This is a genomic window from Glaciecola sp. HTCC2999 (assembly GCF_000155775.1).
Classification (GTDB): Bacteria; Pseudomonadota; Gammaproteobacteria; order Enterobacterales; family Alteromonadaceae; genus Opacimonas.
Window position 1 is genome coordinate 152042 of the sequence record NZ_DS989812.1, and the last position, 25212, is coordinate 177253.

At 42.2% G+C, this 25212-nt stretch carries 24 protein-coding genes; 19 read left to right on the plus strand and 5 right to left on the minus strand.

Going from position 1 to position 25212, the window contains the following annotated elements; all coding sequences use genetic code 11:
• Nucleotides 1-85 precede the first annotated feature (85 nt).
• Both G2999_RS07015 and G2999_RS07020 read left to right on the plus strand, forming a co-directional pair.
• Nucleotides 86-1702 (plus strand): GMC family oxidoreductase, encoded by a 1617-nt coding sequence (locus tag G2999_RS07015; protein WP_010180137.1) that lies wholly within the window; start codon nt 86-88, stop codon nt 1700-1702.
• 107 nt (nt 1703-1809) lie between these two features.
• Entirely contained in the window at nt 1810-3852 is a 2043-nt protein-coding gene (locus G2999_RS07020; RefSeq protein ID WP_010180139.1) for an NADPH-dependent 2,4-dienoyl-CoA reductase, read from the plus strand.
• Between the two features lie 9 nt (nt 3853-3861).
• Here G2999_RS07020 and G2999_RS07025 read toward each other — a convergent pair whose 3' ends face one another.
• Both G2999_RS07025 and G2999_RS07030 read right to left on the minus strand, forming a co-directional pair.
• Nucleotides 3862-5019 carry a TIGR02281 family clan AA aspartic protease gene (locus tag G2999_RS07025; protein WP_010180142.1) on the minus strand — a complete coding sequence of 386 codons (1158 nt, stop codon included), beginning with the start codon at nt 5017-5019 and terminating at the stop codon, nt 3862-3864.
• Nucleotides 5016-5459, minus strand: coding sequence for a thioesterase family protein (locus tag G2999_RS07030; RefSeq protein WP_010180144.1), 444 nt, complete (start codon nt 5457-5459; stop codon nt 5016-5018). Before G2999_RS07030 ends, G2999_RS07025 begins: the two co-directional genes overlap by 4 nt.
• A 149-nt stretch (nt 5460-5608) precedes the next feature.
• Here G2999_RS07030 and G2999_RS12110 point away from each other — a divergent pair, with 149 nt between their 5' ends.
• Genes G2999_RS12110 through G2999_RS07045 form a run of 3 tightly spaced genes read left to right on the plus strand, consistent with a single transcriptional unit; the run spans nt 5609 to nt 7644 of the window.
• On the plus strand, nt 5609-6160 hold the full coding sequence (locus G2999_RS12110; protein ID WP_232222428.1) for an elongation factor P hydroxylase: 552 nt from the start codon (nt 5609-5611) through the stop codon (nt 6158-6160).
• Nucleotides 6161-6189: 29 nt separating this feature from the next.
• A complete protein-coding gene (locus G2999_RS07040; RefSeq protein WP_010180148.1) occupies nt 6190-7368 on the plus strand; it encodes an ATP-NAD kinase family protein in 1179 nt (392 codons plus the stop codon).
• A 9-nt stretch (nt 7369-7377) separates the two neighbouring features.
• Nucleotides 7378-7644, plus strand: a complete 267-nt coding sequence (locus G2999_RS07045) for a YfcL family protein (protein ID WP_010180150.1) — start codon at nt 7378-7380, stop codon at nt 7642-7644.
• Here G2999_RS07045 and mnmC read toward each other — a convergent pair.
• The gene (mnmC, locus tag G2999_RS12115) at nt 7641-9701 is read right to left on the minus strand and encodes a bifunctional tRNA (5-methylaminomethyl-2-thiouridine)(34)-methyltransferase MnmD/FAD-dependent 5-carboxymethylaminomethyl-2-thiouridine(34) oxidoreductase MnmC (RefSeq protein WP_010180152.1); all 2061 of its coding nucleotides are present in this window, start codon (nt 9699-9701) and stop codon (nt 7641-7643) included. The genes G2999_RS07045 and mnmC overlap by 4 nt on opposite strands.
• Before the next feature lie 114 nt (nt 9702-9815).
• On the opposite strand from mnmC, the gene fabB reads away from it, so the two are divergent.
• The 13 genes from fabB (at nt 9816) to purF (ending at nt 22658) form a co-directional block, all read left to right on the plus strand.
• Nucleotides 9816-11030: a beta-ketoacyl-ACP synthase I gene (gene fabB / locus G2999_RS07055; RefSeq protein ID WP_010180154.1), complete on the plus strand. Its 1215-nt coding sequence runs from the start codon at nt 9816-9818 to the stop codon at nt 11028-11030.
• A gap of 81 nt (nt 11031-11111) precedes the next feature.
• The gene (locus G2999_RS07060) at nt 11112-11867 is read left to right on the plus strand and encodes a class II aldolase/adducin family protein (protein WP_010180157.1); all 756 of its coding nucleotides are present in this window, start codon (nt 11112-11114) and stop codon (nt 11865-11867) included.
• A complete protein-coding gene (locus G2999_RS07065; protein WP_010180158.1) occupies nt 11867-12787 on the plus strand; it encodes an alpha/beta fold hydrolase in 921 nt (306 codons plus the stop codon). The genes G2999_RS07060 and G2999_RS07065 overlap by 1 nt, the downstream gene beginning before the upstream one ends.
• Nucleotides 12788-12811: 24 nt before the next feature.
• The gene (locus G2999_RS12665; protein WP_156780238.1) at nt 12812-13255 is read left to right on the plus strand and encodes a hypothetical protein; all 444 of its coding nucleotides are present in this window, start codon (nt 12812-12814) and stop codon (nt 13253-13255) included.
• Entirely contained in the window at nt 13256-13990 is a 735-nt protein-coding gene (locus G2999_RS12670; RefSeq protein WP_010180163.1) for a DUF3410 domain-containing protein, read from the plus strand.
• 24 nt (nt 13991-14014) lie between these two features.
• Nucleotides 14015-15031, plus strand: coding sequence for an aspartate-semialdehyde dehydrogenase (locus G2999_RS07075; protein WP_010180165.1), 1017 nt, complete (start codon nt 14015-14017; stop codon nt 15029-15031).
• A gap of 132 nt (nt 15032-15163) precedes the next feature.
• Nucleotides 15164-16738 (plus strand): FimV/HubP family polar landmark protein, encoded by a 1575-nt coding sequence (locus G2999_RS07080; RefSeq protein WP_010180168.1) that lies wholly within the window; start codon nt 15164-15166, stop codon nt 16736-16738.
• Nucleotides 16739-17533 (plus strand): tRNA pseudouridine(38-40) synthase TruA, encoded by a 795-nt coding sequence (truA, locus tag G2999_RS07085; protein WP_010180170.1) that lies wholly within the window; start codon nt 16739-16741, stop codon nt 17531-17533.
• 100 nt (nt 17534-17633) lie between these two features.
• Entirely contained in the window at nt 17634-18578 is a 945-nt protein-coding gene (gene accD, locus G2999_RS07090; RefSeq protein ID WP_010180172.1) for an acetyl-CoA carboxylase, carboxyltransferase subunit beta, read from the plus strand.
• An 11-nt stretch (nt 18579-18589) separates the two neighbouring features.
• The gene (gene folC, locus G2999_RS07095; protein WP_010180174.1) at nt 18590-19867 is read left to right on the plus strand and encodes a bifunctional tetrahydrofolate synthase/dihydrofolate synthase; all 1278 of its coding nucleotides are present in this window, start codon (nt 18590-18592) and stop codon (nt 19865-19867) included.
• A 27-nt stretch (nt 19868-19894) separates the two neighbouring features.
• The gene (locus tag G2999_RS07100) at nt 19895-20536 is read left to right on the plus strand and encodes an SPOR domain-containing protein (RefSeq protein ID WP_010180176.1); all 642 of its coding nucleotides are present in this window, start codon (nt 19895-19897) and stop codon (nt 20534-20536) included.
• Nucleotides 20537-20634: 98 nt separating this feature from the next.
• Nucleotides 20635-21123: a CvpA family protein gene (locus G2999_RS07105; protein WP_010180178.1), complete on the plus strand. Its 489-nt coding sequence runs from the start codon at nt 20635-20637 to the stop codon at nt 21121-21123.
• A gap of 14 nt (nt 21124-21137) precedes the next feature.
• Nucleotides 21138-22658: an amidophosphoribosyltransferase gene (purF, locus tag G2999_RS07110; protein WP_010180180.1), complete on the plus strand. Its 1521-nt coding sequence runs from the start codon at nt 21138-21140 to the stop codon at nt 22656-22658.
• Between the two features lie 68 nt (nt 22659-22726).
• Here the strand turns inward: purF and G2999_RS07115 are convergent, their stop codons facing one another.
• Nucleotides 22727-23323 carry a Yip1 family protein gene (locus G2999_RS07115; RefSeq protein WP_010180181.1) on the minus strand — a complete coding sequence of 199 codons (597 nt, stop codon included), beginning with the start codon at nt 23321-23323 and terminating at the stop codon, nt 22727-22729.
• A gap of 363 nt (nt 23324-23686) precedes the next feature.
• Between G2999_RS07115 and miaE the strand changes: the two genes are divergently transcribed.
• Nucleotides 23687-24457 carry a tRNA isopentenyl-2-thiomethyl-A-37 hydroxylase MiaE gene (gene miaE, locus G2999_RS07120; protein WP_010180184.1) on the plus strand — a complete coding sequence of 257 codons (771 nt, stop codon included), beginning with the start codon at nt 23687-23689 and terminating at the stop codon, nt 24455-24457.
• Here the strand turns inward: miaE and lpxH are convergent.
• Nucleotides 24454-25212, minus strand: coding sequence for a UDP-2,3-diacylglucosamine diphosphatase (lpxH, locus tag G2999_RS07125; protein WP_010180187.1), 759 nt, complete (start codon nt 25210-25212; stop codon nt 24454-24456). The genes miaE and lpxH overlap by 4 nt on opposite strands.

A 25212-nucleotide genomic window follows, 5' to 3' on the forward strand; every position in this document is an offset into this window, starting at 1 on the left:
TCATAAATCAAAAAAATAACAATTCTGCAACACAATGTTTTGATCTCTGTTACATTACTGCTTTATTGTAGCTTACGAGATAGACATGACTGCTAATTTTGATTTTATTATTGTCGGTGCAGGCACTGCAGGTTGCACCCTTGCCCGACGTCTAATCGATACCCAACAAGTGACTGTCGCCCTTATCGAGGCCGGAAAAAAAGATACTAACCCCTTTATTCATATGCCCATTGGGGTAGCAGCTCTTTCCAGTATAACGGGGATAAATTGGAACTATAATACGACTCCTCAACCAACACTCAATGAACGTCAATTATTTTGGCCTCGTGGTAAAGTCATGGGTGGCTCAAGTTCTATTAATGCGATGGTCTATATTCGTGGGCAATACAGTGATTATGATGAATGGGAGGCCATGGGGGCTAAAGGATGGTCTGCGGATGAAGTCTTACCGCTATTTAAACTAAGTGAAGATAATACTCGCGGTACGAACCCATTCCATGGTGTAGGTGGCCCTATTGGCGTCAGTGATTTACGCTATCATGACCCTTCCTCTGATGCGTTTGTTGCAGCAGCGCAGCATGTTCAATTACCTCAAGTTGATGATTTCAATACCCATGAGCGTTTAGGACTCGGTATTTATCAAGTATTTCATCGTGATGGACAACGTTGCTCAACCGCAAAAGGTTTCATTGGTCCTGTATTATCACATCCCAACCTAACTGTGTTAACTCATACTCATGTACGTAAAGTACTGATAGAAGGAGGCGAGGCAAAAGGCGTTGAATGTGAAATCAATGGAGAAATCTTAACATACACGGCTAATCGAGAAGTCATTTTATCTGGTGGCGCAATTAACTCCCCACAGCTTCTCATGTTATCGGGTATTGGTGATAAATCACATTTAGCTGAGCACATGATTGAATGCGTTGCCGATATTCCCGCAGTTGGTCAGCACATGCAAGACCACTTAGATGTCGTAGTACAAGTTAAAGCAAAATCGGCATGCGGTTATGCGGTGATGCCACGATTATTACCCAAATATATCTCACATGGTATGCAATACCTCACACAGAAAAAAGGCTTACTGACATCAAATGCTGCAGAGGCTGGTGGATTCGCTGCGAGTCGTTATGGCAGTGCAGAAAAACCCGATTTACAGTTTCATTTTATTCCTGGATTGATCGTTGATCACGGCAGACAATTGGCGTTTGATTATGGTTTTAGTCTACATGTTTGTCATTTATATCCTAGGTCGACGGGGAGCATTCGTCTTGCATCTAAAAGCCCCCAAGATGCACCAAATATTGATCCTAATTATTTGTCAGATGAGGCAGATTTATATGCGTTAGTGGACGGCGTCCGTTTAGCCCGTCAGATTTTTACCGCGCCTGAATTTACTCATTATGGTTTATCGCCATGGTATCCAATAGCCAGCTCATTAGATGAAGAGTTAAGCGATGAAGCCATCATTGATTTTATTCGTGAACGTGCTGAAACGGTTTATCATCCGGTCGGCACATGTCGGATGGGCAGTGTCGATGACCCAAATACAGTGGTTGATCCTGACTGCCGAGTGAAATACGTGACGCGGTTAAGAGTTGTCGATGCCTCAGTTATGCCTAAAATTATGGGGGGGAACACCAATGCTCCAACCATTATGATTGCTGAGAAAATCGCTGCCAACATCATTGCTGAACTATAAATCTCAAGACCAGCAAAATGACAAACTGAATCATAAAATGACCAGTCATACATTACCTTTAATGACAGGGTTAATATACTATTATCTCAATACAGGGAACGCTTCTTATGGCTAAAGAACAATTACATACATCGCATCCTTATCCACACTTATTCACCCCGTTAGATCTTGGGTTTACCCAACTCAAAAATCGCGTGATTATGGGATCGATGCACACCGGTTTAGAAGAGTTACCTAACGGTCAAAAGCGCACTGCGGCCTATTTTGTTGAGCGTGCCAAAGGGGGCGTGAGTCTGATTGTCACTGGCGGCATAGGACCTAATGAAGAAGGTGCGACCCATGCAGTTTCTCGACGATTAGATGATCCTGATGTATTAGCTGAACATCGTTATGTGACGGATCAAGTGCATCAGTACGATACGAAGATTTGTATGCAGATCCTACACACAGGGCGCTACTCTTTTAATCAAAATTTAGTTGCCCCGTCTCCGATACAAGCACCGATTAATCAATATGTACCGCGTGAGTTATCGAGTGCTGAAATTGAAGGACAAATTAATGACTTTGTCAAAACCGCATTATTAGCAAAAGAAGCGGGTTATGATGGTGTAGAGATCATGGGTTCAGAGGGATATTTTCTTAATCAATTTATCGCTCAGCGAACGAATCAACGTGATGATGAGTGGGGCGGCGAATATACAAACCGCATCCGTTTACCATTAGCTGTGGTACGTCGAGTACGGGAAGCGGTGGGTGAACATTTTATCATTATTTATCGTTTATCGATGTTAGATCTAGTGGAAGGTGGTTCTACAGCCGAAGAAGTTATTGAACTTGGATTAGGTATTGAAAAAGCGGGTGCGACTATCATTAACACTGGTATTGGTTGGCATGAAGCTAGGATCCCGACCATTGCCACTAAAGTGCCGCGAGCGGCTTTTACCTGGGTCACGGCAAAATTTAGACAGGCATTAAATTTACCCGTGATCACTTCTAACCGAATTAATACGCCAGAGGTTGCAGAGTCTGTATTAGCACGAGGTGATGCAGACATGGTCTCAATGGCTCGTCCATTTTTAGCTGACCCTCAATTTTTGGCTAAAGCACAAGCGAACCAAGCGCATTTAATTAATACCTGTATTGGTTGTAATCAAGCCTGCCTCGATCATGTATTTGTGGGCAAAATGACGAGTTGTTTAGTTAACCCTCGTGCTTGTCATGAGCAAGAAATTGTTATCGAACCAACCCATGCGCCTTTAAAACTAGCTGTGATTGGCGCAGGGCCTGCAGGATTAGCAGCTGCGACCACGGCAGCCCAGCGTGGCCATCATGTGACCTTATTTGATGCACAAAGTGAGATTGGTGGGCAATTTAATATCGCTAAACAGGTCCCCGGTAAAGAAGAATTCTATGAAACGATTCGATATTTTAGCGAACAGCTCAAAGCGCTCAATGTGAATGTGCAGCTAAATACTGAGATGACCGCAGAGGACCTAAATCACAGTGATTTTGATCTCGTGATTATTGCCGCGGGTATTATCCCAAGAACCCCTCGTATTGACGGTGTAGAACATCCTTGTGTCATGAGTTACATCGATGTGTTAAAACACAAACGCCCGGTAGGTAAAAAAGTCGCCATTATAGGTGCCGGTGGTATTGGGTTTGATACGGCAGAATATTTATCCCATGGTGACACTTCGCCAAGCACAGATATCCCTTCTTTTATGTCACAGTGGGGAATTGATATGACGCTTTCATCACGTGGTGGCATTGAAGGCATTCAAGCTTTACCTGAACCTAGCTCACGAGAGATCTATTTGTTACAACGAAAAGCGACGAAAGTCGGCGCTGGGTTAGGCAAAACAACGGGATGGTCGCATCGCATGGGCCTGCATATGAAAGGTGTTAAGATGATTAACGCAGTGACTTACAACAAAATTGATGATGATGGATTACATGTTACGGTGAATGGTGAAACACATACCCTTGCGGTTGATAATGTCGTGATTTGTGCAGGGCAAGAGCCGAATCAACAGCTCAGTGAGGGCTTAACTAAACCTTATCATTTGATTGGTGGATCAGATGTTGCGGTAGAGTTAGATGCTAAACGTGCCATTGATCAAGCGATGCGTTTAGTGGTGAGTTTGTAACCGTTTTCGTTATAACCTCACTTCCAATGCCCCTGAGATTTGATCGATGATCACTTGGGGGCGGTTAAGGATATCCATCCCTAATAGCCCATCAAAACCAGATAATCGGTCGACAGGCAGCACTAATACGTCGACTTGGTCAAGTTGCCAACCGCCAAGCGTTACCTGCTTCATGTTATATAAGCGTGCTTGGGTTTGACCACTGGCAGTATTAATTAATATACGTCCTAAAAATTGTCGTTGTTCAGGCGCTAAACGTTCAAATGCTTCACCGGATATAGCTGTTGTTGACGCGCCGGTATCAACTAACAGTTCAAATGTAGTGGACCCAATATTCAAAGGTGCATACCACTGATTACGCTTATTTTTTAACGGGATAATCATGTCTGCAGGTTCATCAATACGACTTGGTTGTTCGGTGAATTTATCTGTAGCAGCTAGGTTACGCTGTGTTTGGTTATCACCAGGGACGTTGAATTTGCCTTCCCAGAGTCGTCTGGTTTGGATCATGATGGGATGTTGGTCGGGGAGACTTGCCAACGTATTTTCCATGGCATCGGGTAAATTTAACATGGCGTACGATAACGCTAGCGGTTCTATGTATTGGATCGCAGTAGGAGCAAATTGAATCAAAGGTTCAACAAACGTCGCTAGTGCCGTCCAATCTTGATTATCGCGCAACGCATCAATAATAGGATTGGCATGATGATTAATAAAATCTTGAATCAAGCTAATGGCATTGTCATCTATTTGGTGACTCATCAGCGCATAGAGATATTCTAATCCTTTAGCACTGGTTTGAGTGTGAATGATGACACGCCCCTCCAGCATCTGAGCACCAAAATGTGTAGGGTGTTGATACAAAAACTCATTTAATAATGGTGCCAATGTCGTCCACTGGCCTAAATTGGCAAGTGACTCGAGCTGCATAAACTGACTATCAACATTCACAGAGGGATCCAGGCTGGTCATTATGCTTTGGTTCGAGTTAGAGAAATTGGCGTCGGATGAAGCAGCTAGTCTCGTTGAACTCAGTGTATTTTGCTTAACGGGTGTGTGAACACCTTGAACCGTTAATGTGTCATGGTGATCAATACTGAGCGTAAAGTATAAAGCAACAAATAAAAGTACATTGATCGCTAGGGATAATAGCAGAGCAATTTTCATACGTGGTCCTTAACTTGACGGTATGCTTTAGAATAAGCTTCCGTAAACACCGGAGGCATTCGTTTTATTTTTCCGGTGGATAATGCAATACAAATAAATTGTGTTTGTGCACTAAACACGCACTGACCTGTATTGAGATTGACCATTTCAAAACGTCGATGTAAAGAGGCTTTGCCGTCACATAATGTGATCCATGTGGCACAAGTGACGGTGTCGTCAAGGTGTAATGGAAGATGGTATTCTAAATGGTGAGTGCGAATAGCCATGCCTCTATCTAAGGCTTTATATTGTTCAATACTCAAACCTAGGCTATTAGAGTGAAGCCATGCCACCGTTTCAATTTGTTTTACATAAGCGACATTATTAACATGTCCATAATGATCAATGAGTGCAGGAGTAATATGCCAAGAGCAGGTAAATGGCGCGGGTAAACTGAACATCACAACACCTAAAAAATAGAAAACACCATAATATTACATGAAAAGATAAATTATTATAAAATTTTATGGCTGGTTTTAAATAAGTGATATACACTTTAATTTAAGGGACTTTTTTGTATGGGGATAGGGTTATTCACGACGTAGATAGATTGATAGAATTGTTTGATGACACTTTTTTTGACAAGTACAACACTCGTCTTATAAAAGGTGGCGAAGAGCCTATTTACTTACCTGCCGATGCCGAAAACGCATTTCATCAAATTGTATTTCGCAGTGATTATTTTTCTAGTGCCTTGCATGAAATTGCACACTGGTGCATTGCTGGTGCTGAGCGTCGTCTTAAAAAAGATTATGGATATTGGTACGCGCCAGATGATCGTGACAGACCGACCCAAAAAGAATTCTACAAAGTCGAAGAGTTACCCCAAGCAATAGAGTGGGGCTTTTGTTTAGCATGTGGTATTAAATTTAATATCAGTATGGATAATTTAAATGGCGATAAAACAGATGAGTTAGCATTTACCTCGAATGTTGCTTACCGATTATCAAAATTATTAAGTTTTGGTTTCCCTCCTCGCGCAGAATATTTTATCGATGTGTTACGGAAAGAGTATTTTCCCAAAAAAGTGTTTACACCAAAATCTCGCGCTCAATTGTCTTTTGAGACCACAAATAGTAAATTAAGAAATTCTCGAATTTAGAATGATTTAGTCCACTTAAAGCACGCATAATGTCAATTGAATCCTCAACTGCTGAACGCCAACAACGTACTTTTGTGCTTGGGTTGGTAATAAATCCGTATGCCGGTATTGGTGGCGCACTTGCATTAAAAGGCAGTGATGGCGCAGATATTCGTGCTCAAGCCCTGGCTCAAGGGGCAATCCCTCAAGCGAATAACAAAACGACAGTGGCATTAAGTCAATTAATTGACTACCAAGCTGATATTCTAATCAAAACGGCATCAGGACAAATGGGGGCTCAATGTGCAGAGTCATTGGGTTTTGATACTCAAGTGTGTTACACCCACCCCAATACCCAAACCGAAGCGAGTGATACCCAAGCCGCTGTAGATATATTTGTTGAACAAGGTGTTGATTGTATTTTATTTGCAGGTGGTGATGGTACCGCTCGTAATATTTGCGCACAAGTGCCGCACCATATTCCTGTATTGGGGATCCCCGCGGGATGTAAAATTCACTCAGGTGTTTATGCCATCACTCCTAGTGCTGCAGGCTGTGTGATTGCTGATATGGTGTTAGGGAAATTGGTGACAGTGCAAAGTGCTGAAGTACGAGACATTGATGAATCGGCCTTTCGCGAAGGCAAAGTCATTGCTAAACACTTTGGCGAACTCACGGTACCCGCCCAACTGCAATACGTGCAATCAGTTAAAATGGGGGGTAAAGAATCGGATGAATTAGTATTGGCAGATTTAGCAGCATATATTCAAGAGTTACGCGACGATGAAGATGACTGCTCGTGGATCATGGGATCGGGTTCAACCATCGATTTTATGATGGACGAGTGGGGGATCGACAATACGCTTCTAGGCGTGGACGTGATCACTGCTAGTGGTGAGGTGTTAGCGGATATAACAGCGTCTGAGTTATTAGAACATGTACAGACCCACCGAGCAAAATTAGTGATCACCTTAATTGGGGGACAAGGGCATATTCTTGGCCGTGGTAATCAGCAGTTATCCCCTGAGGTGATACGAACGATTGGTCGAGAAAATATTCTCATTGTTGCCACCAAAACTAAGCTTCAACACCTTGAAGGGCGACCATTAATCTGCGATACATCCGATCCCGAATTGGATACTCAATTGCATGGCTACATGGAAGTTATCACAGGTTATAATGATAAAGTGCTGTACCCTGTCGGCGTCGAATACAGGTCAAAGGGGTAAATATTCAACATGAGTCAATTTTGGGATAAGGTCGATACGATTGAAGCACAACTCGATATGATTGTTGATAGTGGTACCGACGATGAGCTGTTTATTGCCAGTTATTTTCATGGTCATTTTTCACTAGCGGTGAGTCAAGTACCTGATGATGTTGATGATAAGATGGTTTTCCTGCGTCAAACCTTAATCGCTAATTTAAACGATGCTTTTGTCAATCGTGAATTAGAGGATATTGATCAACAGAAAATATGGACACTGCTTGAACGTCTCTTTTAAGCACCCTGACTATCGTTTTGGGGCATGAATCGCGCCAAATAGTCTTGCCTTCGTACACCATCACGAATTAAAAAACGGTTTGGGCATAATGCCTCTGATATTGTACGACTGACGGGTAAAGGATGTCCGAGCAATTGCGAGACGAGGAGTTCAGCCATTAACGGTGCTGTAGTTAATCCGCGTGAACCCAAGCCGGTTAAAATATATTGTTGTGGGATATTTTGGGCATCAGGGTAAGTATATGCCGGTTTCGCTTGGTATAAATGTGCATAGTCATTGAGTTGTTGTGGGATATCCGGTACCGCACCGACTAGCGGTAAATGATCCGGCGTCGAACAACGTACCGCAGCGCGTCCTTTGGTAGGCAATGTCATTGCATGGATCCATGGACACTCGACTAAGCTTTGTTGGTGCATTGCTAAATTCTGTTCTGATTCACTAGCCCGATAATCACAGCTTGTATCTTCTTTGACATAAGTTGAGCCCATCGCATGATAACCATTAATTGCCGGAGTGAAATATCCTTTATGGCATAACACGGTATTTAACGGTGTGCTTTGAACTGTCGCGCTGGCACTTTCGACTTGGCCACGTACTACTCGGTATGGCAGCGGGGGGATCGGCAAATTAGGTGAAGATGCGCCGGTTGCATAAATGACAGCATGCTCAGGTGATTGCGTGAGTGTATCGATTTGCTCAGGCGTCAATGTAGTTCGAGTCTCGATTTGACATAAGCCAGTTTGAGTCGACAGTTGCAATAATGCCTTGACCAACTGAGGCGGGCTGATCCAACCCCCATCTGGAATAAATAACCCTGTATAAGGCATGGCGACGCCGGCAATAGTTTCGGCTTCTTCGATAGATACGCCTTTGATTAGTGCATCCGGCCAAGTTTGTCCATCCTGCAAAGCATGTTGACGCGTCTTGACTTTATCATTGAACCCCACCAGTAATACGCCACACCAATCATGTTCAAAATTGGCACCCTGGGCAATAAGCTTGTCATAAAAACGTTTAGCATGCACAAAGCTACTAGCATGAACTTGACTGGCATAACTAGCTTGAGCGTTGAGTTGTGGATAGAACCCGCCCAGATCATTACCTGATGCCCCTTGCGCAACATCAGAATCAGCGCAATACACATTGACTTTGATACCTTGCTGAGTCAACAAATACGCTAAACAGCCCGTGGCGATGCCTCCCCCTAAAATACTTACCTGCGTGATTGGTGTCTGTGAGGTTTGTTGAGCCGAGCGTTGATAGTAAGGAACAGTATGCGTTTGTACGATATGTTCTCTTGATGCAAGCTCGGTGAGTCTTGCGCTGAGCATTTCCCGTTTTTTGCCAAAACCTTTGGCTTTTTTCGTGGTAAACCCGGCGGCATTGAGTGCACGACGAACAAATCCTGCGGCAGTAAAAGTAGCAATGGTGCCAGCTGGTTTGGTCAACCGCGCAAGTTGCGCAAATAACGCATCATTCCACATGTCAGGGTTTTTACTTGGCGCAAAGCCATCAAGATACCAGGCGTCGATTAAACCTGAGTCATGCTTTTCATTTGGTGGTACATGCCATTGAGGTAAAATGTCATGAATATCACCTAGCCATAAATCCAGAGTGATATGATCATTAAGAATACTCATCCTATGACAGCCAGCTAGTGGCATTGGGTATTGTGGTAATAGCTCGTCGATAAAGGGGGCTAAATGCGGATAAACGGCTAATGCCTTGATAATATCTGCAGGGGTAACCGGAAACTTTTCGGTCGATAAGTAATATAAACGTGGCAGTGTATAGCCCTCATCTAGCATACGCTGATAATGATGACACGTTTGAAAGAAATTTAAGCCCGTCCCAAAACCAGTTTCACCAATGACAAACGGCATATTGGGATAAGATTGTGTAAATTCTGACCAGCGAGTTAATAACTGACTTTGCTCGATAAACACATAATCGGTTTCTTCACAGCCACGCGCATCGCAAAAGTACACATCCGTAAATGTATCTGCGACAGGCGTGCCTGACTCATTAAAACTGATTTGTGCGTGGCTTAACTTCACATTGACTCATTAAATAAATATACTCAAGGCACTATAATATCAGACCAGTTAATTTTATAAACTAACGTACAATCATCGCTGATAAATACGACACACAAAACCCCAAGGAATATCATGAGAAGAGCAGTCATCACCGGATTAGGCATTGTATCAAGCATCGGCAACAATAAAGCGGAAGTCACCGAATCATTACGCGCAGGGAAATCAGGTATTACTTATTCTGAACAATTTGCCGAAAAAGGCTTACGTAGCCATGTTTGGGGTAAAGTGGACATTGATTTAAGTGAACATATTGACCGAAAACAGCTTCGTTTTATGGGCGATGCTGCGTCTTATGCGTTTATTGCGATGCAACAAGCCGTTGCAGATTCTGGTTTAACTGAAGATCAAATATCTAACATTCGTACGGGTATTATTGCCGGTTCTGGTGGCGCATCATCTGAACACCAAGTCGATTCTGCTGATATTTTACGTAATAAAGGTGTTCGCCGTGTTGGACCTTACATGGTGACTCGTTGTATGGGGAGTACCGTATCTGCTTGCTTGGCGACGCCATTCAAAATTAAAGGGGTCAATTATTCGATTTCCTCAGCATGTGCTACTTCTGCTCACTGTATTGGTAATGCACTTGAAATGATCCAATTAAATAAGCAAGACATCGTCTTTGCCGGTGGCGGTGAAGAATTACACTGGGCCCTATCAGGTCAATTTGATGCCATGGGAGCCTTATCTTCACAATATAATGATACACCTGATAAAGCTTCGCGTACCTATGATGCTAATCGTGATGGTTTTGTGAGCTCTGGTGGCGGCGGTATGGTCGTGGTAGAAGAGCTAGAACACGCTTTAGCTCGTGGTGCACATATTTATGCTGAGATTGTCGGTTACGGTGCCACTTCTGATGGTTACGATATGGTTGCTCCATCGGGTGAAGGCGCGGTTCGTTGTATGCAAATGGCGATGCAAAACGTGGACACTGATATTGATTACTTAAATACGCACGGGACATCTACTCCAGTGGGAGACGTTCAAGAGCTGAAAGCGATTCAAGAAGTCTTTGGTGAGAAATCGCCAGCCATCAGTGCAACCAAAGCGATGACGGGACATGCTTTGGGAGCGGCGGGTGTTAACGAAGCGATCTACAGTATCCTGATGATGGAAAATGATTTTATTGCGCCATCGATCAATGTTGAAACATTAGATGAAGCTGCTGCTGGGCTAGATATTGTGACAGAAACTCGTGAGCAAACGATTAATACAATCATGTCGAATAGCTTTGGCTTTGGTGGGACTAATGCAACGTTAGTTATGCGCCGTTATAACGATTAATAATGATCTGGGGTGTGGTGTTTTGGGCGTATTTATTTTAGATTAAGGTAAATACGTATAATAAATGCAAGGACACACCCTATGACTCAATCTGTTAAAGATATCGTATCTCCAGAAGAATGGGCGATTCGCGTCGACCTAGCGGCTTGTTATCGAATGGTCGCTCATTATGGTTGGGACGATCTTATCTTTACTCATATATCCGCTCGTGTGCCAGGTCCTGAAGCACATTTTTTAATTAATCCTTATGGTATGTTATTTGAAGAGGTCACCGCTTCTAGTTTGGTGAAAGTGGATCTAGACGGAAACAAAGTCTTAGATAGCGATTTTGATATCAACCCTGCTGGTTTTAATATTCATTCTGCAGTGCACGCAGCGCGTGAAGATGCGCATTGTGTATTACATCTACATACCAACGAAGGTGTGGCGGTGTCCATTTTAGAAGACGGGCTAGAAGCATTTTCACAAGCCTCGTTATTCCCGTTAAGCGGCTTGTCTTACCATGATTATGAAGGGGTTTCCCTTGATCCAGATGAAAAACAACGTTTAGTAGCAGATTTAGGCGACAATAACTTTTTTGTATTACGTAATCACGGGTTATTAACTTGTGCGAGCACCATCCCTGATGCCTTTTTGTTTATGTATATTATGCAGCGAGCTGCTGAAACGCAATTGCTTGCGCAAGGGACTGGGAAACCACTGATTAAAGTGCCAGACGCTATTTTAGCCGGGATACAGTCTATGGCCAAAGAAGTCCTTAAATCCTCAGGTGGACAAATGGCATGGCCAGGTATTTTACGTAAACTTGACCGTGATTATCCGGGGTTTCGTTCCTAATGAGTACATTCATACTGAGCGAGTATCAAACGCGTGCTCAGTATATTGAATACCAAGACTGGCATGTGGGCTGTTTTAGCCCTTTTGATTTGTATTCAACTGTGGATAATGTTGACGTGTTAGCACGGCCGGTGGTTGTGTTTTTGCACGGTTTTCCTAGTGCCAGTAGTGACTGGAAAGCCCAATGGCATACACTTAAGGACACGCATTTTTGTATTGGCTTGGATTTTTTAGGTTTTGGTATATCAGATAAACCTTATCCTCATCAATACTCTCTCCATGAACAAGCAGACATTGTTGAGTTGTTATTTGCTCGTTTAATCGAGCGGGGGATCACTAAAATTCATCTTGTGGCTCATGATTATGGCGTATCAGTGGCCCAAGAATTACTCGCTCGGCAACAACAGCAACGACTAGCACTTAACATCAGTTCTGTTGTATTCATGAATGGGGGCCTGTTTGCGGCCTTGCACAAACCGATTTGGACTCAAAAATTATTAAAATCACCGATTGGCGGGCTGCTAAGTAAATTCATGTCTAAGCGGACATTAGCCAGTAGTTTCAACCAAATATTTGGTCCTAAAACACCGCCACAGCCTGAATTAATTGATGAGTTATGGCAGTTATTGAATGTACATCAAGGACGACGAGTGATCCCTCAGTTGCTCAGTTATATTGATGAGCGTTATGCCAATGCTACGCGCTGGCAAGACGCGCTGACACAAGCGAAGATCCCTTTGACATTGATTAACGGCGTGCATGATCCCATCTCAGGTCAACATATGCTGAATGAGTTTGAACGGTTATTACCTCAAACACATAATACGCCATTAAATGTTGGTCATTATCCTCAAATAGAAGCGCCAGAAGCAGTGACTCAAGCTTTACGCGACTTTTGGGCTAAGCTATCATCTGAGTAATGTTTTTTAGTCCACAGGTGTATTTTGAAAATTCTATATGATGACAACATGCCATTCGCCGAAGATGTGTTTCCTTCTCTTGGAGATGCAAGTGCGTTTAATCACCAGGCGTTAGCTGATATCGATTTGGCTTCGGTTGATGCCATGATGATCCGTTCTACCAGTAAAATTGATCAAGCTAGAGTGGGGCAATTATCATCATGTCAGTTTCTTGCTACCGCGACTGCAGGCTATAATCATCTTGATTTAGCAGCATTATCGGCAGCTAAGATTGACACGTTTATTGCGGCAGGTTGCAATGCGACGTCTGTTTCGGAATATGCACTCAGTGGGGTGTTATACGCCTTATTAGCACGTGGTGATATTCAAGCGTCAGATCCTGTGAGCATACTGCAAGGTTTTAGGGTAGGTGTCGTCGGACTAGGGCAAGTGGGTCGTCGTGTCATGGCTAAGTTTTCTGCATTATGAATGATCGTAGATGCCTATGATCCGCCTCGTGCGTTAGCTGAAAATAGGCCAGAGTGGAACGATCTTGCGGCTATTTTAAGTTGCGACATTATCTGTTTGCACGCTCCTTTAGTGAAAAACGGACCCTACCCATCATGGCATTTATTTGATGAACAGGTATTAGCTCAGCTTTCACCGCGTCAAATCTTACTCAATGCAGGCAGAGGGGAAGTGGTTGATAATCATGCTTTACTTCGTCTTGCCCAACAGGGGCTAACACCGACGCTGATACTCGATGTGTGGGAAGATGAACCTGATATTTTAACAGAGCTGATTGAGTACTGTTTAATTGCCACGCCACATATTGCTGGACATAGTTTGGAAGGTAAAACTCGTGGGACATTCATGCTATATGATTGGTTAGCCACACAAACTCAACAAGCCATTGTGCATCAAATGGCAGATTTTTTGCCCAATCATGATGTGTCGTTAATCTGCTCGGATGAGTCCTTAACCGTTGAATCGCTTAGTACATTGGTATGGACAATATATGATATAGCATTTGATCATAGCGAATTTGTGTCTAACATGGCACAATCACCCTGTTTTGCACAATTACGAAAGCAATACCGTCAACCTCGACCCAATAGTGATATTGCGGTAAGACGAGAATTTGATACGGCGCATGTCACTTGTACTTTTGAGCAAACCACGCACACTTTGTCAGCGTTGGGTTTTAGTGCCTCAACGCTATAATCGGTTTAAGGATCCTTATTTACCATGTCACAAGCATTTAATGTTGCCGTTTTAGGCGCAACTGGCCTCGTAGGCCAAACAATGATGGATTTACTTGCAGAGCGCAATTTTCCTATTAATCAATTATTTCCTCTTGCTTCAAGCCGTTCAGCGGGTGGTACGATTACATTTAAGGGTAAAGAAATTGAAGTGCTTGATGCCGATAAATTCGATTGGTCACAGGCTGAATTTGGTTTCTTCTCTGCTGGTGGCAGTGTTTCTGAAAAGTTTGCCCCCATCGCTGCTGAAGCAGGATGTGTTGTCATTGATAATACCTCACATTACCGTTATGAGCCGGATATTCCTTTAGTCGTACCAGAAGTCAATAGTCACGCATTAGCGGATTTTAGAAATCGTAATATCATTGCCAACCCTAACTGCTCTACCATTCAAATGATGGTGGCTTTAAAGCCTATTCATGAAGCAGTCGGGATTGAACGTATTAACGTATGTACCTATCAATCAGTATCGGGTGCAGGTAAAGAAGCGATGGAAGAACTCGCTACGCAAACCGCTGATTTATTAAATGCTCGTGAAGTGAAAAACGATAACTTTTCTCGTCAAATTGCGTTTAATGTGATCCCACAGATTGATGTGTTCCTTGATAATGATTACACCAAAGAAGAAATGAAAATGGTGTGGGAGACACGTAAGATTTTAGGTGATGATACTATTCTAGTGAATCCTACCGCAGTGCGTGTCCCAGTATTTTTTGGTCATGGTGAAGCGATTCACATTGAAACACGTTCTCCGATTGATGCCGCTGATGTTAAAGCGTTACTGGCTCAAGCTGAAGGCATTAAATTGTATGATGATCGTGAAGCATTTCCTACGCAAGTATGCAGTGCCAGTGGCAATGATTTAACTCATGTTGGGCGTGTACGTAATGATATTTCGCATCCCAATGGTATTAATATGTGGGTTGTTTCTGACAACATCCGTAAAGGGGCGGCGACGAACAGTGTTCAAATTGCAGAAACATTAATTCGCGATTATCTGTAGTTCCTCTTATATCCTACCTTCGATAAATGCTCGTCTATGACGAGCATTTATGCTATCTTCTGACACAACTTTTTCTTCATATAACGACGACACTTTCTAGCCTATCGTTAACGATTTTTTTTGGGAATAACTATGAAGCAATTCGTGATATTAGTGTTGATTTTTTTATCCCTAATCCAGACGACGCCTGCGTTTGCTGGAGAGTTCCAACGAGTTGAGTTAAGTGTCGATCATAACACTGAAACGACCCGCACTAGTAATGTGGTTTATGGGCCTGTAAGTGATAATGATACGCTATGGCGTATAGCGCGTATCTATCGAAATTCCCCTGAATTTGCAACAGCGAAACCGGAATCCTTATATCCGGTCATGTACGGCATATATGTATTAAATCCGAATGCATTTAATAACCAAAACGTGAATCAATTACTGAATAATGCGATGTTAGTCATGCCAGCGGCGAGTTTTGTTGCGACCATTGACCTAGAGACAGCTCGACGCAAAATGGAGGGTGATGAGGTTTTGCTTGCGGATAGTTCTTTACTAAGCACTCAATCTAAGGCGGGTGTCGTCGAACAAAAAATGTTGTCGTCTAGTGAGCAACACACCCTGGAACAACTGACACTTCAATACTCAACATCGCTTGATAGTATTCAAACATTACTTGATGAAAATGCGTTGCTGTCTTCGCAATTACAGTCGGTATCCCAACAGCTTACGCAATTATCTCAACGTGTAGATGGTGATGTGCAAGAACAACTTGACGCTCAAGCTGAATTACAAGTGCAGTTATATCAATTACTGGATAAGTCTTCTCAGATCAGCGAAGCAACAACGCAAACCAATTCAGTGACAGATTTACTGGTGCTATTAAAAGAGCCATTGATTATTATTTCGTTGTTTTCAGGCATCATATTATGTGCATTGGTTGTGTTTGGGCTGTGGTTATTTTCTCGTCGTCCCAGGATAATAGACGGTGATGACATTGCTTCAAGGCCAGCAGAAGATATGTTAAATGTCATCGAGTTGTCTGATACAGATTTTAGCCATGCACCATTCTCTGATCGTGACTCCTATGTTAAGCATAGTTTTGAAAATCCTGATCTGGTTGAAGATGTTATTCCTGAGCCAGTGGTGGTGTCTGAGCCTGCATCTGATGCTTCCACAAAGCAGGAACCGAAAGCGACTTCGGAGTCGGTGTCTGAATTCGCATCATCTTTAATAGATGACATCCCTGACATTAATATTTGGGCGTCTGATCAACACGCGCCAGATGAAAGTCTGATCACAGATTTAGAGAATACGGATTTTGATGAATTACTTCAATCGCTTGAAACTCCGGCTAAGGATGAGGAAGTCAAGCTTGAGCCAAAGGCTCCGGTTGCCCCTTCGTCACTCAATGACAAGGTTAAAAATGAGACTGATGAATTTATCGATGTGGACACACTGCTTGCAGATATTAGCGAGATGGAAGATGAACCTGAGATAGATTTATTAAAGAACATCGACAGTATGCCTGAGCCGGTGAGTGAAAATGAGATCACTGACGATGATGTTTTTTCATCTGATTTAGATTTAGCGCGTGTCTATATTGAAATGGACGATATCTCAGAAGCGTTGGATATCTTAAAAAAAGTGTTACTAAACGGTTCAACTTCTCAACAAGCAGAAGCTAAACAAATTCTTACCCAACTAGATAACCGATAAATGACTACCAATATTGCGATGGCTGTAGAATACTACGGTGCTGATTTTTATGGCTGGCAACGCCAAGATAACGTGCCTTCAGTGCAGCAAGCATTAGAAGATGCAGCGAGTTTTGTTGCCGATGAAAAAGTGAATATTATCTGTTCGGGTAGAACCGATGCTGGTGTTCATGCGACATATCAGATTGTTAATTTTAAAACGTCGGCTAAACGTGACGAGAAAGCCTGGACGTTAGGGGTCACAACAAAAACCCCAGATGCCATCGCGGTGAAATGGGCAGTAGAAGTGCCCGATACATTTCACGCTCGTTTTAGCGCAACGGCGAGGCGTTATCGTTATATTATTTATAATCATCGTGTGCCTCCTGCGATTTTAGCGAAAGGGCTTACTCACTGTTATTTACCATTAGATGCACAAAAAATGCACGAAGCGGCACAAGTGCTGGTGGGTGAACATGATTTTACATCGTTCCGAGCAGCGCTGTGTCAGTCGAAAACGCCTTTTCGAAATATTCATTTTGTGAATGTTCAACGAGTCGGTGAATATGTCATTATTGATATTAAAGCGAATGCGTTTTTACATCATATGGTACGAAATATTGCCGGCTCTTTAATGTTGATAGGCGCTGGAGAACAGCCTTTGAGTTGGTTGCAAGAAATACTTGAGATTAAAGATCGTACTCAAGCAGGTGTGACGGCAAAACCGAATGGTTTATATTTTGTTGATGTCGATTACCCCGAATTTGATTTACCTAAAAGTCCTCTTGGGCCTACATTCTTACAATTTCCCGAATGACTATTATTGACTTCTAAGACCAGTTAATCTTTCGTATTAACTGGTTTTTGTGGTTTAATTCACCCTATAAAGATCGATTTTCGACAGGATATAAAAAATAATGAGTTGGATAGAGAAAATTCTCCCGCGTACGCAGTCTTCTGAAAAGAGTAATGTACCTGAAGGTATTTGGACTAAATGTACATCTTGTGATTCAGTACTTTATCGTAGTGAATTAGAAAAATTGCTTGAAGTATGTCCTAAATGTGACCATCACATGCGTATAGGCTCACGTGCCCGTATCAATAGTTTTTTAGATGCTGATGGGCGTGAAGAGTTAGGTTCAGAGTTTGAACCTCAGGATATCCTAAAATTTAAAGATTCCAAACGCTATAAAGACCGTATCTCAGCGGCGCAAAAATCCACTAATGAAAAAGACGCTATTATTGTGGTCAAAGGTAAATTAAATGGTATGCCAGTTGTGGTGGCTAGTTTTGAATTTGCGTTTTTAGGTGGCTCAATGGCCTCGGTTGTGGGCGCCCGTTTTGTGGCAGCAGTTAATGCGTGCTTGGCTGAGAAAATGCCATTAATTTGTTTCTCTGCTAGTGGTGGTGCACGTATGCAAGAAGCACTTTTATCTTTGATGCAAATGGCGAAAACATCGGCTGCATTAGCGAAAATGAGCCAAGCAGGTTTACCGTATATTTCAGTATTAACGGATCCGACAATGGGTGGGGTTTCAGCTAGTTTAGCAATGTTGGGTGATGTGAATGTGGCTGAACCAAAAGCATTAATTGGTTTTGCCGGCCCTCGCGTTATCGAGCAAACCGTTCGTGAAACATTACCTGAAGGTTTTCAGCGCAGTGAATTTCTATTGGATAAGGGAGCGATTGATATGATCGTTGACCGTCGTGATATGCGCGATACTTTGTTCAGTGTCTTATCAAAATTACATCATGTGAATGTCCCTGATAGTCCAGCGTTTGATGCATCTAATACGTCAACTTCTGATCCTGTTGTTACTCAACAACCGTCAGATTTTCCAAAAAATGGATCTGACTCTTAAGTAAACACGCTATGACTCTGACAGCTGATGCTTCGTTAATGGAATGGTTGACTCATCTTGAGTCAATCCATCCGGTAGGTATAGATATGGGCTTGGATCGTGTTCAAGCAGTCTATCAGCGTTTAAATTTGGATTGGTCTGGAGTCACGGTGATCACTGTGGCAGGCACCAATGGCAAGGGCACTACATGTGCTTTTATTGAAGCTGCTGCTATACAATGCGGTTATGAGGTTGGGGTCTATAGTTCCCCTCATATCAATACCTATAATGAACGTGTCAGAATTAATCAACAGTTATTAGATGATACCGCTCATACTCAAGCATTTGCTGCAATAGAAGCTGCTCGAGGTAATATCTCTCTTACTTATTTTGAATTTGGCACGCTTGCTGGACTGTGGTTACTGCATCAACAAGCGCTCGACGTGGCTGTATTAGAAGTCGGCCTAGGTGGCCGCCTTGATGCTATTAATGTAGTCGACCCAGATATCGCTGTTATCACGAGTATTGGACTGGATCACCAAGCATTTCTTGGGGATACACGCGCACTTATTGCACAAGAAAAAGCGGGAATTATGCGCGCGGGTAAACCGGTTATCATCGGTGAGCCTGAACCGCCTCATACCCTCCGCGAAGCTGTCGTGAGTTATGCTGCCGATGCTCAATGGGTGAGTCAAGATTTTGCTTATCACATTGAACACAATCTCTTTCACTTTAAGATGGGTAGTACACAGTTAAGCCTCCCTTTACCTCACATTCCTTTTCCTAATGCCGCTACTGCGATGGCAGTAGTGCATCAGCTAGCTTGGCCTGTCTCTGCTTCACAATGGGCATACTGTGCTGCACATACAAGGTTAAACGGCCGGTTAACAGTATTAACTGAACATGCGTTTGGCAGTGAGGCGCCAGTGATTATGTTAGATGCTGCACATAATATTCAAGCTTCAGAGTATTTAGCGACACATATTGCTCATCTTGCTCCTCGTCGGGTGTTTGCCGTATGCGGTATTATGCAAGATAAAGATTGGGCCGGGGTATGTGCCCCATTAGTCCCTTTAGTATCACATTGGTATCCGTGTGATGTTCAGATTGAACGCGCTGCAAAAGGAAGTGATATTGCAGCATGTTTAGTCAATTCTTTAGCCATTAATAAGACACAAGTGACGGCAGTTAATACTCCTTATGAAGGGGTTGTGAATGCAATTAAGACTGCCACCAATCAGGATTTAGTGTTAATATTTGGTTCGTTTTTTACCTTAAGTGACTTTTACGCACAATTACCATCTGCGTAGTGTCGCACGTTTTATGAAGGGCTATTTGTGAATACTGCATTACAGAACAGGTTAGTAGGGACGATTTTGGTAGTGGCACTTGCCGTCATCTTTTTACCTGATTTACTTGATGGTCAGAAACAAGTGCAACAAGATATTCAAATCAATATCCCGAAACCACCAGCACCTTTAGCGACTCATTCTCTTCGTGAAGTGAATATTGAAAATATTAAACAACAAGCGGCTTTACCGGTCGTTGTCGAAGATATTATTGCGGATGATACAGACGTTGTTTCTGTTAGTGACACTGGCATTGGCACTAATACTGATACCCAAGTCACTCCAGAAATCGACACCGCAGTGGCAACTTCCCCCCCAGAAAATAGTAAAACCAATCTCACTGCCTCGCTGGAGAATCAGACACAACGTTTGCAAGCGGACCCTCAAGAGTCAGCTGGGTGGGTGATACAGTTAGGTAGTTTTAGACATCAAAAGAATGTGAGAGAGTTATTCGATATTTTGGAAAAAGCAGGATATCGCACGTTTTCCCGTCCAGTAGAAACACCTTCTGGCATTCTCACTAAAGTGTTTGTAGGACCAGAAATTGACCAAGAAAAACTTAAAGCTGCATTACCACATTTGAACGAAATCACGAAATTAAAGGGGCGACTTACGCCTTTTACAATATAAGTAAAAATCTTGATGGTTTTGCATCTAGCATCTGCTAAACTACGCGCCATCAAGTTCTTAAGAAAGCCTGAGCTGACTTAAACTATTATGAAGAAATTATGAACTGGGTCGACTTTTCTATTATTGGCATTATTGTCTTATCAGCATTGATAAGCTTAGTGCGTGGCTTTATGAAAGAAGCCTTATCTCTGGTTATTTGGTTTAGCGCATTTTATGTGGCTAGCCGTTTCTATCCGAACGTGTCCCTGTTACTTACCCAAATTGAAAATGAGATGTGGCGTCAAGGTGCTGCTATTGGCCTGTTATTTGTAGCCACTATGATTGCGGGCGCTATCTTTAATTATATTGTCGGTCAGTTAGTTGAATATACTGGTCTGTCTGGCACTGATAGAATGTTAGGTATTGTGTTTGGTGCACTTCGAGGTGTCCTGATAGTATCTGCAATATTATTTTTCATCGATTCATTTACAGGGTTCTCAACAACTCCTTGGTGGGAAGCATCCATTCTCATACCAGAGTTTGCGATTGTGATTGAATGGTTTTTTGAATACCTTCAAGGTAGTTCAAGTTTTTTAACACCCGCTTAAATAGGTAATTTAACATGTGTGGTATAGTCGGTATTGTTGCGCAAGGTCCTGTCGCCCAAGATTTATATGACGGGTTAACCGTTCTACAACATCGTGGCCAAGACGCCGCTGGAATTATGACCATTGATGATGGAAACTTCCATTTAAGAAAAGCGAATGGTCTGGTCAAAGATGTTTTTCATACGCGTCACATGAAGCGTCTTAACGGTAACACGGGGATTGCGCATTGTCGGTATCCTACGGCTGGCAGTTCAAGTTCTGCTGAGGCTCAACCCTTTTATGTCAATTCACCTTACGGTATCGCATTTGCGCATAATGGTAATTTGACAAATGCACATGAATTAGCGGATGAAGTATTTAAACTTGCTCGACGTCATATCAATACCACATCAGATTCTGAAATTTTACTTAATATCTTTGCTCATGAAGTCCAAGCCTGTGAAGGCATGGTGGTAACACCTGAAGAGATCTTCAAGGCCGTGACTAATGTGCATAAAAAAATTCGCGGTGCTTACGCTGTTGTCGCTTCAATCATCGGTAATGGTATGGTTGCGTTTCGTGATCCTAATGGGATCCGTCCATTAGCACTGGGTAAGCGTGAAAACGAGCATGGCACTGAATATATGGTGGCTTCAGAAAGTGTTGCGTTAGATGCGGTTGGTTTTACGTTTATGCGTGATGTATTACCTGGAGAAGCTGTATATATTACTGATGCAGGTGAATTATTCACGCAACAGTGTTCGTCGAATGCAGTTCATTCACCGTGTGTGTTTGAATTTGTGTATTTTGCGCGTCCTGATTCATTTATTGATGGTATCTCGGTTTATGCGTCTCGTGTCAATATGGGCACTAAACTGGGGGAAAAAATAGCGCGTGAATGGGCTGATAAAGACATTGATGTTGTTATTCCTATCCCTGAAACATCAATGGATGTCGCACTACAAATCGCAAATACTTTGGATTTACCTTATCGCCAAGGGTTTGTTAAAAATCGTTATATTGGTCGCACGTTTATTATGCCTGGCCAAAAACAACGTAAGAAATCTGTCCGTCGTAAACTGAACGCGATCAAATCTGAATTCAAAGACAAAAATGTGTTATTGGTTGATGATTCCATTGTTCGTGGTACCACTTCTGAACAAATTATTGAGATGGCGCGTGAATCTGGAGCGAAGAAAGTGTACTTTGCTTCAGCAGCACCTGAAATTCGTTTTCCTAATGTATATGGTATTGATATGCCGTCACCTAATGAGTTGATTGCATACGGTCGTGAAATCGAACAAATCAGTGAGTTGATTCAAGCAGACGGCTTAATTTTCCAAGACATCGACGATTTAGTTGACGCAGTTAAACTAGAAAATCCAGAAGTAGCGCGTTTTGAGACTTCAGTATTTGACGGTCAATACATCACAGGTGATGTTGACCAAGACTACCTTGACCTGATCAATAACGCACGTAGCGATCATGCAAAAAAATCAGCAGGTAAAAAAGGTGGATTAAACAATATTGACATGCACAATATTGATCAAGAATAATATCAATTGTTACGAAACAAATAAAAAACCACCTGTATTGAAGGTGGTTTTTTTATTGCGTTTAGCGCTTAAAGGTAAGTAATTCCAGAGCCTGAATTAAGTAAAATCACTGACATTGCCATCAACACCGATAACAGTACTAAACCGCAAGTGACTACAGTTGATGCATAGATAAAGCCTTTTTCTTCAGGGATATGCATTAAAATCGGTACGCCCGAATAGAGTAGATATATGGAATAGGTTAGTCCGACTAAACCCACTGCACTAATAAACCATAACTCAGGATATAAACAAGCAAAACCAACCATGTAAAGTGGGGTGGCTGTGTATGCTGCTAGTTCTAAAGCTTGTGTGATGGATGGTTTAGCATCAAATACTTCTGCGAGTTCATGGATCATCATTGCCAAGCTGGAAACACCGACGACTAGACCAAAATACATACCTAAAGACATGAATAGCGCACTTTCATGGGTTAAGCGGATCGTATCTCCTGCACCAATACTCCAACCAATTTGAGCACTAGCGTAATAACTACAGACTGAAGGAATAAGTGCGATAATTAAGATATGACTCAACGCATACCAATAATTTTCATGATTACGGTCAATTTGTTGCCATTCGGTTCTTGGGTTTGAATATAACCCCCATAAGTGATTTAAAATCATCACGACTCTCCAATAAGATAATATGTCGTCTTTGTACATATTCAAAGACAGATAACATTGATAACTGAAAAGTGAGAAACAGAAGTATATCTATGTGGATATTGTATTCTGTAAATCGACCCCAACGCACCAAATGTAAAAATAATGGGGTTTCATTTACAATGTGTTAACAAATAATGCGTAATAAGATAAAAAAAGTCAAATATTATGCACATATTAATTTTGTGGCACTCAGAAATAACGAACAAATCTAGGCGGAATAAGGTTCAGTTAGATAATAGTGACATAAATCGACATTGCGTTAGCGCTTGCACTTATTATAAAATATACCATTAATCCCGCTTCTTAATATTCGAGTAAATAATGCTAACGACCACTTTGTTAGATCCTATTTTGACGTTTTTACCTAATACCACACCACAAGCGTGGCTGGATGAGGCGATTAAACCAGAAAACTTGCCCTTGCTGTTAACTGATCATCTAATGTGTGAGCTCAAAGCAGCACAGACAGCGATGTTACTATTACGTCGATATGCCGTTGACAAAGATAGCTCTCAGGCATTGTTGGAATGGCTAAAGCCCTTTGAAGACTTTGCTTACCGTAAAGTGGGTGATGGCGATTTATCCACTAAAATTACCTTATCCAAAAAACTCATTAGTCGCAGTAATTTTGAACATGGCGATGAGCTTATTGCTAAGATGGTATTACTAATTAAAGAAGAGCTTCATCATTTTGGTCAAGTGCTAGAAATCATGCAGTCACGCAATATCCCTTATGACAATATCCCGGCCTCACGTTATGCGCGAAGCTTAATGCAACATGTGCGAACCCACGAGCCGGCAAAATTAACGGATACCTTGATTTGTGGTGCATTTATTGAGGCTCGAAGCTGCGAGCGCTTTGCTGCCATTGCGCCTAACTTAGATGAGGAATTAAATAAATTTTATGTATCACTATTACGCTCTGAAGCGCGACATTTCAGTGATTATTTAGGTTTAGCGCAGTTAGTCAGTAAAGAAGATATCACTGAAAGAGTCGCTTATTTTCGGGCCATAGAAGGTCAGTTAATCGTCACTGATGATCCCGATTTTCGCTTTCATTCTGGAGTACCGATACAACTTGCGGTAGCTTAAGTTTTTTTGAAAGTACGTTGTTGTAAGTCAAATTTGTGCGCATCGACTTTCAATACACTGCCTTGTGTATACCAATCACCTAAGACAATTCTCGTCGCGTCGGTTTTTTTATCTGATGTAGGTTCGTTGATTTTGACCGGATGGATATGAATATCGGGTCGATGGGTATGACCGTGGATCATACGTTTGACTTGATATTTTTGAAACAATTCTACCACTGCTGTTGGCGTGACATCCATAATATCCATGTTGAGTTGTTGCTTATTTTGAGCGGAGACATTTCTGCCCTTATGAGCGATTCGCTTACGCCAACTTAAAGGCAAAGATAACATTAATTTTTGCCACCACCAAGAACGTGATTTTTTACGAAAACGCATATATTCAACATCATGAGTACATAGTTCATCACCATGCAGTAGCAATGTCGGAGTGTTGTATAAATTAATCACCGTTTGTTCAGGTAATAATGTCATGCCAGCGCTTGCGGCATATTGTTCTTTCAATACGAAATCACGATTACCATGGATAAAATAGACAGGTGTTGTTAAGGAGAGCTGTTTAAATGCTTGAGCAATAAGTTGAGTAAAAGGGTTAATATCATCATCCCCAATCCATACTTCAAATAAATCGCCCAAGACATATAAAGCATCTGCTTTAGGTGCTTCCTCACGCAGAAAGGTCATCAAGCAATCTGTGATGTCTTGACGCTCTGCGCTAAGGTGTAAATCAGAAATGAAATAAGTAAAAGCACCCAT